This is a genomic window from Anaerolineales bacterium (assembly GCA_030583885.1).
In the GTDB taxonomy this organism is placed as follows: Bacteria; Chloroflexota; Anaerolineae; order Anaerolineales; family Villigracilaceae; genus Villigracilis.
The window spans coordinates 107,348-123,845 of record CP129480.1; the positions used below are offsets into that span (position 1 = coordinate 107,348).

The following is a 16,498-nucleotide window of genomic DNA, read 5'->3' on the forward strand; positions in this document are numbered from 1 at the left end:
TCTATTTCCACTCGTCATCTGAATAAAAGTATTGCGAAACACCCTCGGTCAATTTGCGGGTGCGCGTGATCTCATCTGCTGTCAGGATCTTTTTCCAGTTATCCAGGCTGGCACGGCTGTCAAGCTTTACAGAATAGGTTTTGTTCCTTGCGAGTTTGGCTGGGTTTTCAGAACTGCTGGAATTCACGATGATTTGTCTGACCTTTTCGCTGAAGGTTAAACCAAGGGATGCATACATTTTTTTATAGCCCGCAATGGGATCGAGGGAAAGGTCTTCGTGACGTACAATATTGAACTCTGGGAACAGGCTGGAGGTCTGATGAACGAAGCGGTAGATGAACTTCCAGAGCAACGCAGCCTGGCTGACAATGTCATCAGGGCGGGCGGATTGCATATCGGCGCGGTCTTTTTCCAAGTGATCGCGCATCAGCAGGGGCTGGTCAAGCAGGTTATGGAAATCAAAATTCCAGCCAAGGCGTTTTAGGCTGCTCGCAAACCCTGCGGGGTGGCGGACCGTGATAACGACCTGGCAATTCAATTTTCGTAAAAACCAGGGGGTTGAAAAAACTGCAAACGGATCCTTAAGCAGGGCACGCTGACCGCGCATACTGCCGGTGAAGAAGGTGTGAAAGTCGCGTCCCATGCGCAGAAAATCCCTGCGCGAGCGGACGGATTTTATTTCAAGCCAGGTATGATATTGAAAGTTGAGCAGCTCACGAAATGCAGGCAGATATTCCGATTCGTTCTCGTTGTTGATATAGGTATACCAGTGTTTTACAGGCGCACGGAACACGCCGGGGCGATGCAGAACATTCAGCGGTTCACTAAGATAGGCGGTGTCCGCGTCGGCGGCGAGCATTTTTCCGACCCAGGTTGTGCCGCTGCGATGTGCGCCGCTGACGAGGACGGGGCGATTATTATTCATTCAAATATTCCCGCAGAAATGTTTCGTCCGTCATGGATACCGTCCGAATGGAATTCACGCCATAATACCGTGCCGCACATCTGTTGACCCAATGATTTGGATCATCGTCCAATTCCTTGACTTGATATATGCCCGAATAGCCGGGAATGACAATCTCCTCTTCGCCCATGCCCGCGTGACGGATTATATAGTCTTCACGAAGATGCCACCACTCCGCACGCTCACGATATTCAGGGATATCAAATCTATAAATATTGAATGCCGTGCGCAGGGGATAGACAATGGCAATGACAGCAATCACAGCCGCAACAACCCATTGCCCCAATGCGCGGTTGGGCTTGAGTTGAACATGCCCCAATAATAAACCAAATAATGAACCTTCCAACATGAAAGCAGCAATCGAGACCGTTCTGGCAAGGAAACGCGCCCGTTCCACTGGGAAGTTTTGTCCATACACGCTGGGGGAAAAGCCGGCGGCGATCAAAATCCACGCAAAAAAGGGAATGACAATAATCGCGGTCCAAACTGCACGTTTTTGTTCCTGAGTTAATTCTGAGGTTTTTACCTGTCGGTATAGCCAAATCAGCATAAGAGGTATGAGAACAGAAAGAAAGGTCGGAAGAGGCTGGGCTTTCAGAGAATCGACAATAAATTGAAAGCTGAAGAGAAACGAGTTCATCAGTAATTCAATAATGTTCAAAGTCTTTTCCCGGGCTACGCCTGCACTGGCCGGCGAAAGAAGCATTGCGAGCAGACCCAAGAAGGTGCCGGCCAATGTCCATGCCAGCAGGGCAAGGCGTTTTTGTTTTGTAGATGTTTTGTCCCAGATCCAAATTGCGGGCATCAATAGAAACTGGGCAGTCAACGCTGTTGTGATGGGCGGCTCGGAAAACCCTGCGATGAAAAATGTCGCAATCAGGATAAACAAATAAACCGATAGGGGAAGCGGTTTATCCCCTGAGGGCCGGGCCTGTTTTATCAGAAAGGCAAACAGGAACGAGCCAAACACGAGTGGCGCAAAATGGGTCATCATGGCGGAACGCCAGTATATCGTTTGAAACAGGCTTGGGGCTTGTAAAAAACTAAAAAAGCCGAACATCAATCCGCCAAAAAGATCGGTTTGAAAAGCCCAATCTAGCTTAAAAAAATTCCTTAGTTCGTGAACTATCCAGGTTAGCCCACAGAACCAGAGAACAATCATGGAAATGATGGAAATCGGCATGTTGTTCTTTCCAAAAGATTCGCCTATTCCAACTAAGAGAAGGTTGGAATAGCGGTTGGCGGCCCTCCAGGCACCTATGGAATACCGCTCTATCACCGCTTTGATGGGTGATGATTCAGTAACACGCACAGCCTCACAATAATCATCTGCGAGATAATACGAAAATGCGCCCAGATAGGTGTAGACCAAAGCCGCAGACAGCAGTGCAAGAACACATGTCCACATAATATAGCGAAAAACAACAGATTCGAACTTCTTCAATTTGAGATAATTCCTTAGCAGGGTAGTTACTGCCCGATCAGATAAATAATATAGCCGTCGCCTTCTGCAAAAACGGGATACTCATTCAACCTCTCTTGGAAAAGCGGCTGACGGCTCAACTTGTGGAAATCCGTCCGTCGCAAATCATGGCGTTGGATCATATATGCCTTCATCCACGCTCAAACATTCTTTTCCACTGCATGTTGTAAACTCACGCAACCAAATCGAAAAGCGCTCAAGGAGAACTGCATCGGCCGTTAATGAAATATTTTCCAATTGATCGGGGTCTTTTGAATTGTCGTAAAGTTCCACAAAGTCATCAGAATGTTCTATGTAAGTGTACTGTAGAGTGCGAAGTCCGGTTGAACTTGGGTAAATTTTCGGTGATCCGAGAGATGGCAAATCGAAAATTGAATTAATGACCTTGCCTAGCCATGTTATCTTATTTGGATCTGCACTGACTGAAAAGGGGTAAAGTTCAAGGAGGAATGCCTGCCGCCAGTCATCTTCAGAGACGGGCTCGCCTGCCAGAATACTGGCAAGTGACCTCCCCTCCACAAATTCAGGGGGAACCACCCCTGCCCATTCTGCAAATGTGGGCGCAATATCCACACTACCCGCCAATACGCGTGATATTTTTTCATTCTCCGGGATACCGGGGCCTCTCACAATAAATGGGACTACAATATCTTCTTCATAAAAAGTGCTTTTTCCATACAACAGTCGATGTTGTCCCAGGTGATAACCCTGATCTGATGCGAATACAATGTACGTGTTTTCAAGTTGCCCCGTCCGTTCGAGAACACTGATGAGGTCCACGAGCATTTCGTCAACAGCCTGCATCGAACGGACTCTATCACGATACATACCATCAATCTTTAAGAAGTCCGCTTCTGCCAGCAGGGGGTTGCGAGCCATATTACCCGGTTTGTCACTAACATCCGTTTCATTAAACGCTGGGGTGCGGGGGGCGGTAATGGATTGGAATAGATCCCGATGCCGAAGGGCGGAAGTGGCAGGTTCGTGCGGTGCAAAAGTAGGAAGATAAAGAAAAAAGGGAACGTCGCCCTGAACAGCGCGCTCGATAAAATCCACCGCCTTGCCACTCATTACATCCGTGAAATAATAGATTTCCTTAGGGGGGTACGGCACCAATGTTCCGTTCTCGTTTAATTCATAATCATATCCGCCGTAGGCATTCCGCCGTCCCGGGCTAGCCCATTCAGACCAGCCGGGAGGAATATAAGTGCGATCATCACGGAGGGGATATTCATTAACATACTTTCCAATAAGAGCAGTCCGATATCCTGCTGCCTGTAACCAAACAGCCAGTGTAGATGCCTCATTTCCAGTTTCGTGTAATTTTGAAAACCCTCCAAATGGGGCGCTATTGTTATAGACTTGATGGCTGTGTGTGTATTGTCCTCGCAATATATTTACACGGGAAGGACAACACATTGGAGTCGTGACAAGAAAATCATTTACAGTTGTCCCACGAGCCACCAACAATTCATGCAAATGGTTCATGTAGGTTATTGTTCCAAGCTTTGAATCCAAATCATCTGCAAGAATAAATATGATGTTGGGGCGTTGCTCCATGGGTAAAACAACAATATCTGTTCCATTGCCTTTATTATTGCAACTCACAGAAAGCAGGCTTGCAACTATAATGGCAAAAACCGTTTTGACAATTGGGGAGGTCATTTATATCTTTTTCCTTTCAAGGTTTTCCCTGACCTACAAACTATATAACAAGTTTTATTGGAGGCATGGCGGGGTTCCGAATACCAATATTATAGCTATAACCCAAACCACTATTTTATTAACCCATAGATGATGTAACCGCCGCCTTCTGCAAAAACGGGATATTCATCCAACCTCTCCTTGAGAAGCGGCTGACGATCCAGCTCATGCAAATCTGTCACCACAAACAAATCCTTCTTTTGGATAGTGCTCTCGAATTGCTCATCGAAATCAAATTGACCGCCGCGCAGGCTGCCGCGATAAAGCAAATCTCCAGAGGTGGGCCAGGAGGTGATGTTGCGCCAGCCCCAATAGGCAAGGCGGGAACCGTAATCCTGGGTCAGCCCGGCAAGATTATACCCTGCAACCTTTTCACCAATCTCCGCCCACATCTCGGCTTCAGGGCGATAGTCCACAGCATTGAGTTGGTTGCGGGTGTTCCATACGGAAGCGAAAAGACCGAAAAACAGAAGGCAGAAGGCGGCGGCGCGCAGGGAATAAGTGTTCGTTAATTGAGCGAGTTTGCCGAAGAGAAAATCGGCGAGAGGCGCAAGGGAGAGCGCCACAATGGGAATTAGGGGCAGGGAGTAATAGTCGTGGGTGGAAATGTGATAGTTAAAGTACAGGCCGAAGACGGCGTAGCCAGCCCAAAGTCCGAGAAGGAAGAGGCGTTTTTTATCTTCGAGGAAGAACAATCCGAACAGGGCAAACATCAAGACGATTCCGCCCGGCACAAGGTTGAGCATGTTCAGCCAGCCAAGATAATACGACGGGCTGAGATAGAGCGCCGGGATGAAACGTCCGCTAAACTGCTGGCCAAGATAACCCGCGATGACGATGCCATAGATGAGATACCCCGCCCCCGGCAGGACCCCAAGCAGCGCCATTACATATACCTGCGGATTCTTGAACGCCTCTTTCACGGACCCACGACTGAGCACAGCGCCCAAGCCCCCACCTGCCACGAAGAATGCGGCAGGGAACTTGATGAAGATGGCAAGTCCGCCAAAGATGCCGGCCAGGATGGCAAATGTCCATTCCCTCACCCCGGCCCTTCTCCAAGGGGTAGAGAGAATGGACCACTCATACACTGCCCACAAAAAGATGACAATGAGCATCGTCATTAACGGATCCGGTTGGAAACTGCGGCTGGCAATGATGGCATACGGAAGAAGGAGATATACAGCAGTCGCAGCAAGCGCGCCATCGGTCGAGGTGAATCTGCGGGCAAGTAGGAAAAGAAAAGTACCGCCAATGATCCAGAACAGGGATGAGAACAGGCGCGCGACCCAGAGTTGTTCGCCCGTGAACTGATAGGTAAACGCAACCACACGCTCGAAGAATTCAGGTTCTACAGAAGCACGGAATTTCCATTGCTGAATAGCAAAGGAGCGTTCCCATGACGGGGTGTCGGTGCGGGCTTCGTAGTACATGCCGCGGGCCTTGAGCGCCGAAAGCATCTGCCGTGTGGAATGGAATTCGAGCGGCAGGTCAGTCAGGTCGAATGCGCGAACGGCAATGCCGAAAGCGAAGATGACAAGCAGGGCGATTATCCGCGCTGCGCGGGAAGGGAAAAAGGATGTATGTCGCTGCATAGGGTAAAACAATTGTAACGTAGATTTACCAGGCGGATTTGAGAGAAGGCTTATAATTCAAGAAGATCTTTGGTCAACCATACATAAAGAGTAGTATCACCCAAATGGCCAAAGGACTTTGCCCGAGGCTTTCAGAACAAATTATGAAAATAGTATTAAAAATAGTCACAAAAATCTGGGAGAAACTGCTGGTTATAGTTGGCGCACTTTGTGTCCTGCTCCCGACAAGTCCACTGAACATGCCGTTGACATTCAGAGACTCGGGGGTGTTTTTATATTTCGGTTGGCGCATCCTTAACGGCGAATTGCCCTACCGTGACATGTGGGACCACAAGCCGCCCGTCGTTTTTTATATCAATGCGGCCGGGCTTGCCATTGCGAACAATTCACGCTGGGGGGTGTGGCTGATCGAACTGATTCTGTTATGTTTCGCGGCATTTCTTGGCTACCAGCTCATCAAAAAGTTATTCGGTCCCTTCCCAGCCGTATTTAGTCTATTGCTCTGGCTATTGTCGCTTGTTGCTCTGCTCCAAGGAGGAAACTTCACAACAGAATACACACTGGTGTTGCAATTCGCCGCGCTATGGCTTGTTTATCATACGGATAAGTCACGCCGCCCCGATTGGATTTTTTTTCTTATTGGGTTAACAGGAGCCATCGCATTCTTCACAAAGCAGACTGCCATTGGAGTTTGGATTGCCATTGTTCTTTATCTCACAATTCAAAGATTTGCGATAAAACAGGGCAGAGAGTGGGCGCGCGGGATGCTCTTCCTCTTTTCCGGCGGATTGTTATTTAGCACCAGTGTGGTCATTTTCTTCGGCATCCAGGGTGCGCTTCCCCAATTTTGGAGCGCAGCGTTCGAATACAACTTTGTCTATTCAGCGCGCATCAACAGCGACTTGACATCCACACTGGATGTGATTGCAAAAGGAATTAAGCCATTAACCAGAACCGGATTGCTTCAATTCGCCGTTGTGGGATATGTAGCGACAATTGTCTTGATTCTGTTTCGAAAACAATCCGTGAAAGGTGCGCTTCCTCTCCTGACCATTGGTCTGATTAACCTGCCCGTCGAATTTGCCCTAATTGGGATGCCTGGTCGGACCTTCCCTCATTATTACATGACCCTGCTCCCCATTCTCGCTCTATTCACGGGGCTCACTCTTTGGGGATTCATCAGATTGATGACGAACTGGCGCATTCCAAATTTGGTGACAATGGTCATCCTCCTCGGCGCGGCAGGCTATCTGATATGGGGGTCTTTTTATGGTTTTATGGATCAACTATACACCTACAGGAAGCTGACAAAGAACGAAAGCATCATCGACCATATCCAGGAAACTACATCTCCCAATGATTCGGTCCTGCTATGGGGTGCGGAGGTGTCGGTCAATTACTTCGCAGAGCGGAAAAACCCAACCCGCTTTGTGTATCAATACCCGCTTCATCAGGAAGGCTATGCAGATGAGGAAATGACAAACGAATTTTTGGACGATATCATCAGGAATCGCCCCAAACTCATCATTGATACAGGAACGCAAGATCCGCTCTATGGTTTTCCAACAAGCACGGTTTCCATCAGCGAAAAGACGGCTTATCTCGAAGCCCATTATTGCCGGGTGCAAAAGATAGACTCCTGGACCATCTATGAGTATTCGGAAAGCGGCTGCAACCGTTGATTTGGTTATTTCCTGTAACTTGCATCCCGCACGTGCAGGATGCCTTCTCTTATTCCCCCCAAACCAAGCAGATTTAAGACAGCCGACATGAATATATTCATCCTTGCCAGCGCCGTGGGCGGGTGGATGAACAACGCACGCATCCATGCAGAGAGGGCGGCGACAGATTGGCCGCCATCAAGCAGGTAGCGCGCGTCCACGCGGTGGGCGGAGGCACGGGCGCGACGAGTTACTTTTGACAGGATGGGTGCGAGGCTTTCATCCTTCGCGACGGTCTCCAAAATGCGAAAGGCTTCACGCCCAAACTCGGCGGCTTTGGCGCGATTCTTTGCATCGGCATGATACCGTGCGGCAGACCAGATTTGAGGGATATGAAGGATTCGTCCCCGCTGGGCGAGTTGAATCCAAAGTAAGTGATCGAGCAGAAAATGGAAGGTGGGATGAAGTCGGCCAGTCTGTTGCAGGGTGGAGCGACGCATAAAGACGGCAGGCTGCCCGATAATCTGAAAACATAAAAAATCTTCGATGGTTAACTGTTTGTACTTCATAATATTGAAGGTCTTGCCGTGCGCATCCACGGCGAGCATGTTCCCATAGACGAAAACGACATCGGAATTTTCTTCCAAGATTCTTACTGCCGCACTTACAGCATTGGGCAGATAGTAGTCATCCGAGTTAAGCCAGGCGATGATCTCACCTGTTGCGCGGGCAAATCCCTTATTGATGGCTTCGGCCTGTCCACTGTCCTCTTCCGAGACCCAGTAAGCGAGTTTGTCCTGGTATTTCCGGATGATCTCAACACTTCCATCGGTGGATGCGCCGTCAATGACGATGTACTCAATATTTGGATAATCCTGATCCAAGACAGACTGGATGGTTTGTTCCAGGTAGGCAGCCTGGTTGTAGGAGGGAGTGATGATGGAAATGCGCAGAGCGGTTCGGGATGAGTTAATGGATGAGGCGGAAGAATCAGGATGCGGATTAAGCAGAAAGCGGCTATTTTTCATCATGGATCAGAAAAGGGAGTTGTAATCCGCCTTGGGGAAGATGGCTAATTTTCCACCGACAGTTGCGTCAATCACTTCGCGTCCCGCGCTGCGATAAGCTTCGCGCGCCATAAGATAACCAACCTCAGACGTATCAAGGTCGGGCAACTGCCATTTGACGCCCTTTCCAAAATAATCAGGGGAAACGTGATTGGGATCGTCGCCATCAGAAACAACAATTTTATTCGCCCCGCCTTTGGACGTGAAATTATGGTCCACCCCGATGAGGATGATTTTTTCAAAACCCATGTGGAACGCAAGTTGAAGGGCAAAGGTCGTAACCGTGGCACCCTCCCAAACACGGCCGCGCACGTCACGCGAGAAACGAGGTCCGGTGTAGGATGTGTAAACAAAGGCGGGGATTCTGGGGATTGGCAGACCGGAATCGAAATGGCGATGCGAACGCCACGCGAGGAATTTCGGCATGGGCAGCGCAAGGATGTCTTCGGCAAACTGTTCGATGACCAGATCGTTGATCGAACAGAAATAGGTGGTGGTGAAGCCCAGTTCGGGAAAGAGCAGATAAATCCGGTTCATGCCAAACGTGAATTCGTTTTTTAGTTTGCTGAGATCAGTTTGCCTGAGACTGGGACCATTGCCAATGACAAAGGCACGTTTCCCCTGATGAACATCCTTCAATTCGGCAAGGCGCCTGATGCTCTCGCGACGCCAGGGATGGAGATATGCAGCGGGCAGTTCAGGGATGCGTTTGAACGAGTCGTAGGCATTGCGGGTCAAACCCCAAAGAGATGCAGGCATGATGGATTTGATGGTTTGTTTCATGTTATTTGAAATAATGTTTCCGCATGGGAATCAAAACCAAAAGGATGATGATATCGATGATCAAGGCCGTGACGTAAAGAGGGTCAGGCAAGCCGGTAAATGTCAGTGCAGTATTCAAGATCACAACGACAAGCGCAACAACATATGTCCATTTTCCATTTCGTGCCAGCATCCTTCCGCTAAGGAACAGGGCAGTCACATTTATCAGCAAAAAGAATCCAATCAACACCATGGAAAGACCGTTATTATCAAGGAGCATATCCACAAGGATAAAGAATGTGATGACCAGCCAGAGGCCGGCATTGACATAAAAAAATGTTCGGGCAATATTCCAGTTCGATGCATGGATCGCTTTTGATTTTTTTATTTTCCTTGTCATTCGGTGCTCAATCTGGCAGTCGCGCCGCCATCCACGATCATGGCTTGACCGGTCATGAAGGAGGATTGTTCGCTATCGGCAAGGAAGTAGATGGCCTGGGCAATCTCTTCCGGTTTCCCGACCTTGCCGCTAACCGTCTTTCGGGCGAGATTATCCAGCCGCTCCTGTACATCGCCCTGCCCGGCGTGCCCACGCCCGAGTCCGGCGCGAAGCATGGGTGTATCCACTGCGCCGGGCAGGATGGCATTGGCACGAATAGTATCGGACGCAAACTCGATTGCCATGGCACGGGTGAGGGCGAGCAGCCCGCCCTTGGATGCGGCGTACGCGGCGATATTTGCGGAGGTCTGCACCGCATGGACGGAGGAGACGTTCACAATTGCGCCGCCGTTCCCCGCTTTGAGAAGCGGATATGCCAGTTTGACCCCGAGAAATACGGAGCGCAGATTCGCTGCCATGACCGCATCCCACTCCTCGACGGTTGTTTCCACGAGCGGTTTTGCCACCTGCAACGCCGCGTTGTTGACCAGCGCATCAAGCGAGTCGGTGAACGATTTTGCCTGCTCGAAGATGGCTTCCATGTCTTCGGGACGGGAGATATCGGATTGGAGGAAGAGCCCATTTTGCGGGAAGCCGTCACCAAATTCGCTCCGATCCACACCAATGACACGCCAGCCTTTTTCAGCGAAGAGCGCGACTGTGGCGCGTCCAATACCGCCTGCCGCGCCGGTGATGAGGAGGGTTTTATTATCCATGTTTCAATCCACTCGAATCAATTCCCAGCCCGTCCAGCAGATTCTTGATCGTATTCCAATGCACCCGCTCCCACGCAGCAGGGCTGGAGTTGGAATTATGCGGCGCGAGCATGACGTTATCCATTTTCAAAAGCGGACTATCCAACGGAAGCGGTTCATGCTCGAAGACATCCAGCGCCGCGCCTCCAATCTGACCTGAGCTGAGTGCTGCGACAAGAGCCTTTTCCTCCACGATGGGTCCGCGTGCAGTGTTGATGAGTACCGCGCTGGGTTTCATCCTTGCCAGCGTCCTTGCATTGATGAGATGATACGAGGTTGGGTTGAGGTCGCAGTTCACTGAAATAAAATCAGAATCAGCCAACAGAGAATCAAGATCGGTAAGATGGATGCCCGTTTCGCTAACGAAGACGTGATCGACATCAATAATATCCGTACCAAGCACTTTCATGCCAAACGCCCGCGCACGGCGCGTGACCGCCTTGCCGATATTCCCCACGCCGATCACGCCGAGCGTGCATTCGCTCAACGCCCTGCTGGGAATTTTCTGCCATTTGCCGTTTTTCATCTCCCTGTCCATCCACGGACCCTGGCGGGCAAAGGCGAGCATGGAACCGAGGATGGTATCCGCAACGGGGGTGGTAAACGCATTCAGCGTTCGACCAAGCCTCACCCCAAAACGGGAACAAGCCTCGGCGTCGATTGAATCGACCCCTGTCCCCCACTTTGAAATCACCTTCAAGCGCGGCGCGCAGGCTTCGATCACCCGCACGGTATAACGGTCATCGCCGCAGATGGTTCCGTCGAACTGACCGGCGTATTTCAGCAAGTCATCTTCTTCCATGCGCTCCTGTACATCAGGAACAATCAATTTAATTCCGTACTGCGCCAGTACAGGGCGAAAACGATCCAGAAACGGAATCATATACGGGGCGGTCATCAGAACAGTCGGCATCTTCAAGGCTCACTCACAAATATTCTTTTCAATAAACATTTTCACTTCCGAAGACAAGGGTTCTCCTTCAGCAAACTCTGTCATGATCCCACAGACCTGTAAACGCAGGAATTTATTCGCAACGATCAGCCTCGTTGTAGAACGCACCTTTTCCAGATCTCCCTGCACGACATAGGCTTGCAGGAAAGGCATCCATTCCAAGCCGTCTTCAGGATAATATCCCTTGTCCAAGGCCTCTTTGAGTAAAGTGGGGATCTTTTCCCACTCGCCGCGCTGGCGGGCAAGATCTGCCTTTTGATAGTAATAGCACCAGCCGCGTTCGGGTTCAGTCCCAAAGACATGCGCGGGTGGAGAGGGCGACTCGCCCTCTGTGCTTACGGCATCCAAGCGTGAATATGGCGCAATCAACACAAGACGATCTGCATCGGATGGCGATAACTCGGGTGCATTGCCGTTAATAAAGCGCACACAACTATTCGAAGTAGACTGCACCATCACCAGCACATTTCCGAAATCACGCTCAAGGTAATTCCCCCGTCGCAGGCGAGTTTCCAAGCCGCCATTTGCGGCGATTTGAGCAGCCACCTCACCCGTCAATACAGTGGCGGGTAATCTTACAACCACAGGGTTGGTGCTCTGTTTCCCAGGGTAATAAATCAAGTTCGCGGGCCCCCAAATGAAATAGTCCTCGCTTAATGAGCTTGGATACGATGCAATCAAGGTCACACCTTCGTTGATGTGCGGCGCACGCCATGCAACCTGCCACCAAAAATTACGGGTAGCCTGGGTCTCGTCCACGGCTCGGGCAGCATTGCCATAATGAGTCAAAACCGCAATTGCCATAAAAAAACTTACAACGGTCATTCTCAAGGAGGGTATGGATATTTTCTCAAAGACAACCGACAATAAGATGGCTACCCCAACCGAAGACGCCAATGCATACCGCGAATAATCGGGGAAGATGACATGCCGATTCACAAGTATGACTGGAATCAACCCCGCAACAATGGCAACCATCGCCACCCACAACTGCTCATGCATGCCAATGGAATCTTCACCTTCTTTTATTTCATCTTCCATACCTCGACGCCAACGGAACGAAGCTTGCACAACCAGCACAACAGAAATAGCAAGGGCAAACCCAATATACGCATCCCGCAGGCGCAATGAAAAGGCATATGCATTAAGCGGAACAGCCCATGCCACGATTACAACATTGACCACATCCTGAATCAAATAGTTGAACCACCTGAGACTTGTCAATGGGGATGCGAATAAGGCAGAGAGTTGTATACTCACATCTGTTGCCTTTCTCTCAGCCTCAAAAAAGAACAAACGCCAAAGCAAAAATCCACCCGCACCCAACAGAAACGGAGAAATTTTCCAGAACACGGATATCAATCTTGCGGAAGCCGTTTTATTGTAATCCCGCCAAACCAGTGTAAATACGGCAACAAGTCGAAGGGCTTCGAATCCGATAAAATACTCCACCAACCCAAGATACACCCATGCAAACAGGATAGACAGAACTGTAAACCCCACCCGCTCCATGGGCTTTTCCGAACGAATAGCCTTGATGGTCAGCGCCACGGAAAACATGCCGACGGCAAGGCTCACTATCTGGGATTGATAATCAATCGGGTTGACTTGGGAAAGAAAGCCAGGATAGATCACAAACAGGAGCGCAACCAACTGGTTGTAAATTTCCCGCTTTTGCCAGAGTTGATTACACAACCATAGCAATCCAACCGCACTCAATACACGGAACAAAAATGCGCTCAAGTGATAATATAGCACGTTCATCCCAAACAGGGAAAACACCGATTCCATCAAATATCCCCGCAGGGGACGATCTTCCTTGAACACCTCATGGAAGAAGCCTGCACCGCCTACATAGCCGTCATACATTAAATACCAGTCATCATTGAGATAACCCAAGCGACTCACTAATGGTAAATAGGTAATCGCTGATACAACAACAATTAGGAGAACACCCCACCAAAAGAATCCAAACTTTTTCTTTATATGGTTCATTTCTTATCGCCTTCTTCTCATCAAAAAATCGGTGATCTCGAAGTCGAGCTCTTCGTCAATATCCCAGGCTTCCCCCCTGTCAATCTCAAACATGAATGGCCTATCGCCGATACGATGATGTTTTCTCGCAAGGTTTTCGCGGGTGAAGAGATACATGCAGGAATTTTCCTCGTACACAGGCGGCAGGTCTTGAGTTTGAATCAATTCCAATGGATTGTGGTTGATGGCACATCCATCCTCAAAATATAGGCGGGTTTGCAGGCGGGTCACCGAAAACAAAGAATCGTATTTCGGGTAATCCATCCTAAATTTTTTAATGGCGCTCGAAACCGTCCCGGCTTTCAATAATGGATTCGTTGAATGGGTTTGCAGGTAAAAATCTGCCTGCACCTGCGCGGTATCATAGAGCAGGATGTCGTTCATGGGGACGTCGTCGGCACGGAGATGCTCGGGACGTGGAATCAGTGTCACACCAGGAAAGAGGCGGCGTACGCCATCCATCACAGGTTCGGAGTCAGTGTCCACGATAACCGTGTCAATTTCCAGCACGGCAGTCAGCGTTTCCAAAATATGTTGAAAGAGGGGCTTGCCCGCGAGCGGGCGGTAATTTTTGCCAGGCACACGCTGGCTATGATGTCGCATGGGGACAAGGGCGGCAAGTTTCATGCCCTTATTTTATCTTACAATCCGCGCGTCATCTGCCACTGCGAAAGCGACTCGCGCTCCATGCCAGCCTGCTCGAAGATGAAACCCATTTCTTCGGGGTAGATGGGCGAGACGTGCCAGACCTTATTCGGGAATTTCGCGAAGAGCGCGCGCAGCAGGACTGCGCTCAAGCCTGCCCCGCGTGAGCGAGCCTTGACCAGCAGCGACGAGATCGCCACGTCGGTGGCGTCTGGGCTGCTGATGAGGCAGTAGGCATCGTTGAGGCGGAACGCGCGCGATGGCGGTGTGTGCTGGATGATGGTCGTGCCGGATAACTGCCAGGGCAGGTCTTTCATGCCGTGATAAGTGACCTGCCGCGCCAGATCGCGGATATCTATTTCTTCCAATGAATGGGCTTTATCAACCTGCGGATTTTCCAGTTTGTACCCCACCAGCCTGCGGATTCTTGTAAAACCAACCTTCTCATACAACTTCACTCCCGCCGTATTCTGCTCGATGACTTCGAGAACCATTTCCTTTTCGCCGCGCACCCTTGCTTCTTCAATGAGTTGTTCCATGGCCCATGTCCCTACACCGCCGATGCGGGCATTGGACATGATGCCCATCGCCGCGAGTCGACTCGTCCAGCCACGGCGGGCAATGAAAGCAATGCCGATCGGTTCATCGTCTTTCATGAGTACGCGGCTTGCCGTCAGGTCAATACCGTCACGGCGGAGCATGGTGTGCATCACCGCCTCCGTGATGGTGATGGGGACAAGATAGCCTTCGAAACTGCAGGTCATCAATTCCGCGAGGGTGGCGATGGGGAGGTCGGAGGCGGGGGTGAGGGAGAGGTTCATGGTTTTTTATTATACCGAATCGGCTCTACATCCCGCTTTCTTTCGTCTTTCTTCTTGCGCTCCCGCGCATAATAGAACGTTTCCCGCAACTGAGGTGTGACCAGACTGGTCTCGCGGTGTCCCATGCGCGTGCCGTGGAACTGGGCGAAACGGAACCAAAGGATGGATGCAATGCTTTTCAGCAGCCCCCCCTCGCGCATGGCGTGCCAGAGGTCACTCAGAATATTGGTTAAGGCCAAACGCAGGAAATCATAAATACTGAAGTGCGATTCGGGGTAAATCCTTTTGAAGGCCATCGCTTCGCGGCGATAGCGGTTGTAGACTCCGCGCGGTGTTTCGTTGTGGATGTGGACGATCTCAGATTCGGCGACATAAGCAATTTTATGTCCCTGCCCCTTCGCCCATTTGCCCCACTCAAGGTCTTCGAGACCCGTCAGTGTTTCGTCGTAGGGATGCATGTCCCACAGGCTTTTGCGTATCGCTGAATTTGCATTGTTGCAAAATGCAGTGACTTGGTCAAGGCTGCTCGCATCGGGATACCACTGGTGGAAGATCTGGTGCTCGGAATATTTCGAGCCTTCGTATCCGCGCTGTTTGCCGTAGGCGAGGGCGACTTGCTCATCCTGAAATGGACGCAGTAACGTCTCCAGCCAATCGGGATAAACAGGATAGACATGCGCGCTGGCAATGACGATGAATTCACGCGTCGCGGACTTAACCCCGAAGTTGAGCGAACGCCCAAACGTAAACTCCGCTGACGGGATGTGGACGACCTTCGCACCAAAGGATTCGGCGATGGCGACGGTCGAGTCGGTGGAGCCTGAGTCGACAAGGATAATCTCCACATCTTTGATCGTCTGCTGACGAATCCCTTCCAGCAAACGCTCGATGTACTTCTCCTCGTTATAAGCGCGGATAATAATTGAGCAATTCATGGGCTATTTCCCGCGTGGCAGGAGCAAATTCGCCAGCGCATCTGCCAGCCATCGTTGATATTTTTCCTTAGACCAGCCGCGATCCATAATTGCCAGATTATACATTTCAGCGCTGGTCAACATCCACACCGTTTCGGCTGCTTCTTGTCGAGTTACTCCGTTCCGCAGGGAACTGTTGGAAGTCAGCGCCTCTACGAATACCATCATCCCCTGCAAACGCGAATCGAGCATCCGACGAAGCATTTTGCCGACATCAGGTTCCGTCTTTGCGGCGGCACGCATGATGCTGAAAATCGGCGCCATGCGCCCCATGATCGCCGTAATATCGCTTGCAAATAACTCCACCTGACGCTGAGGGTCTCTCTCCTGCCGAACGGACTGCGGTCCCTCGCGCTCCAATAATGGTGTTTCTTCATCATCCCCAACCAGCGAAACATCGATCAGGCTCGAGAGAATCCCGCGCTTGCTTCCAAATGCGGCGTACACCGTATCGACAGCAACGCCAGCCTCGGCGGCAATCGCATCGAGAGTCGCGCCTTCGTAGCCGCGTTCCATAAACAAACTGCGGGCGGCTTCGATGATTTGCAGGCGGGTTTGGCGCGCCTGTGCCTTGCGGCGGCTGGAATTGTAGGCACGTTTGGTCGGTTTCTGCTTGTTCAAAATACTTGACAATCCTTATCT

The 16,498-nt window shown here is 50.5% G+C and carries 15 protein-coding genes; 1 reads left to right on the forward strand and 14 read right to left on the reverse strand.

Translation table 11 applies throughout. The features are described from left to right. Window position 1 precedes the first annotated feature (1 nt). The 4 genes from QY332_00610 to QY332_00625 all read right to left on the reverse strand — a co-directional run bounded on the left by QY332_00610 (window position 2) and on the right by QY332_00625 (window position 5,746). Window positions 2-925 carry a sulfotransferase domain-containing protein gene (locus tag QY332_00610; GenBank protein WKZ36423.1) on the reverse strand — a complete coding sequence of 308 codons (924 nt, stop codon included), beginning with the start codon at window positions 923-925 and terminating at the stop codon, window positions 2-4. Continuing rightward, complete coding sequence (locus QY332_00615) at window positions 918-2,408, reverse strand: DUF6056 family protein (GenBank protein WKZ36424.1); 1,491 nt, start codon at window positions 2,406-2,408, stop codon at window positions 918-920. The genes QY332_00610 and QY332_00615 overlap by 8 nt, the downstream gene beginning before the upstream one ends. A 144-nt stretch (window positions 2,409-2,552) precedes the next feature. Next, window positions 2,553-4,112, reverse strand: a complete 1,560-nt coding sequence (locus tag QY332_00620; protein WKZ36425.1) for a sulfatase — start codon at window positions 4,110-4,112, stop codon at window positions 2,553-2,555. Window positions 4,113-4,222: 110 nt separating this feature from the next. Then, window positions 4,223-5,746, reverse strand: coding sequence for a glycosyltransferase family 39 protein (locus QY332_00625; protein WKZ36426.1), 1,524 nt, complete (start codon window positions 5,744-5,746; stop codon window positions 4,223-4,225). 143 nt (window positions 5,747-5,889) lie between these two features. On the opposite strand from QY332_00625, the gene QY332_00630 reads away from it, so the two are divergent. Next, entirely contained in the window at window positions 5,890-7,428 is a 1,539-nt protein-coding gene (locus tag QY332_00630) for a glycosyltransferase family 39 protein (GenBank protein WKZ36427.1), read from the forward strand. Window positions 7,429-7,433: 5 nt separating this feature from the next. Here the strand turns inward: QY332_00630 and QY332_00635 are convergent, their stop codons facing one another. The 10 genes from QY332_00635 to QY332_00680 are packed head-to-tail and all read right to left on the reverse strand — an operon-like array spanning window position 7,434 to window position 16,477. Continuing rightward, window positions 7,434-8,438 (reverse strand): glycosyltransferase family 2 protein, encoded by a 1,005-nt coding sequence (locus QY332_00635; GenBank protein ID WKZ36428.1) that lies wholly within the window; start codon window positions 8,436-8,438, stop codon window positions 7,434-7,436. A 3-nt stretch (window positions 8,439-8,441) separates the two neighbouring features. After that, window positions 8,442-9,257 carry a DUF115 domain-containing protein gene (locus tag QY332_00640; GenBank protein ID WKZ36429.1) on the reverse strand — a complete coding sequence of 272 codons (816 nt, stop codon included), beginning with the start codon at window positions 9,255-9,257 and terminating at the stop codon, window positions 8,442-8,444. A 1-nt stretch (window position 9,258) separates the two neighbouring features. Beyond that, the gene (locus QY332_00645; GenBank protein WKZ36430.1) at window positions 9,259-9,636 is read right to left on the reverse strand and encodes a hypothetical protein; all 378 of its coding nucleotides are present in this window, start codon (window positions 9,634-9,636) and stop codon (window positions 9,259-9,261) included. Further along, window positions 9,633-10,391 (reverse strand): SDR family oxidoreductase, encoded by a 759-nt coding sequence (locus QY332_00650; protein ID WKZ36431.1) that lies wholly within the window; start codon window positions 10,389-10,391, stop codon window positions 9,633-9,635. The genes QY332_00645 and QY332_00650 overlap by 4 nt, the downstream gene beginning before the upstream one ends. Next, window positions 10,384-11,343 (reverse strand): phosphoglycerate dehydrogenase, encoded by a 960-nt coding sequence (locus QY332_00655; GenBank protein ID WKZ36432.1) that lies wholly within the window; start codon window positions 11,341-11,343, stop codon window positions 10,384-10,386. The genes QY332_00650 and QY332_00655 overlap by 8 nt, the downstream gene beginning before the upstream one ends. A 9-nt stretch (window positions 11,344-11,352) precedes the next feature. Beyond that, the gene (locus QY332_00660) at window positions 11,353-13,377 is read right to left on the reverse strand and encodes a hypothetical protein (GenBank protein ID WKZ36433.1); all 2,025 of its coding nucleotides are present in this window, start codon (window positions 13,375-13,377) and stop codon (window positions 11,353-11,355) included. A gap of 3 nt (window positions 13,378-13,380) precedes the next feature. Then, window positions 13,381-14,043 (reverse strand): acylneuraminate cytidylyltransferase family protein, encoded by a 663-nt coding sequence (locus QY332_00665; protein WKZ36434.1) that lies wholly within the window; start codon window positions 14,041-14,043, stop codon window positions 13,381-13,383. A 14-nt stretch (window positions 14,044-14,057) separates the two neighbouring features. Further along, entirely contained in the window at window positions 14,058-14,882 is an 825-nt protein-coding gene (locus tag QY332_00670) for a GNAT family N-acetyltransferase (GenBank protein ID WKZ36435.1), read from the reverse strand. Beyond that, window positions 14,879-15,817, reverse strand: a complete 939-nt coding sequence (locus QY332_00675) for a glycosyltransferase family 2 protein (protein ID WKZ36436.1) — start codon at window positions 15,815-15,817, stop codon at window positions 14,879-14,881. The genes QY332_00670 and QY332_00675 overlap by 4 nt, the downstream gene beginning before the upstream one ends. 3 nt (window positions 15,818-15,820) lie before the next feature. After that, window positions 15,821-16,477 carry a helix-turn-helix domain-containing protein gene (locus QY332_00680; protein ID WKZ36437.1) on the reverse strand — a complete coding sequence of 219 codons (657 nt, stop codon included), beginning with the start codon at window positions 16,475-16,477 and terminating at the stop codon, window positions 15,821-15,823. Window positions 16,478-16,498 lie beyond the last annotated feature (21 nt).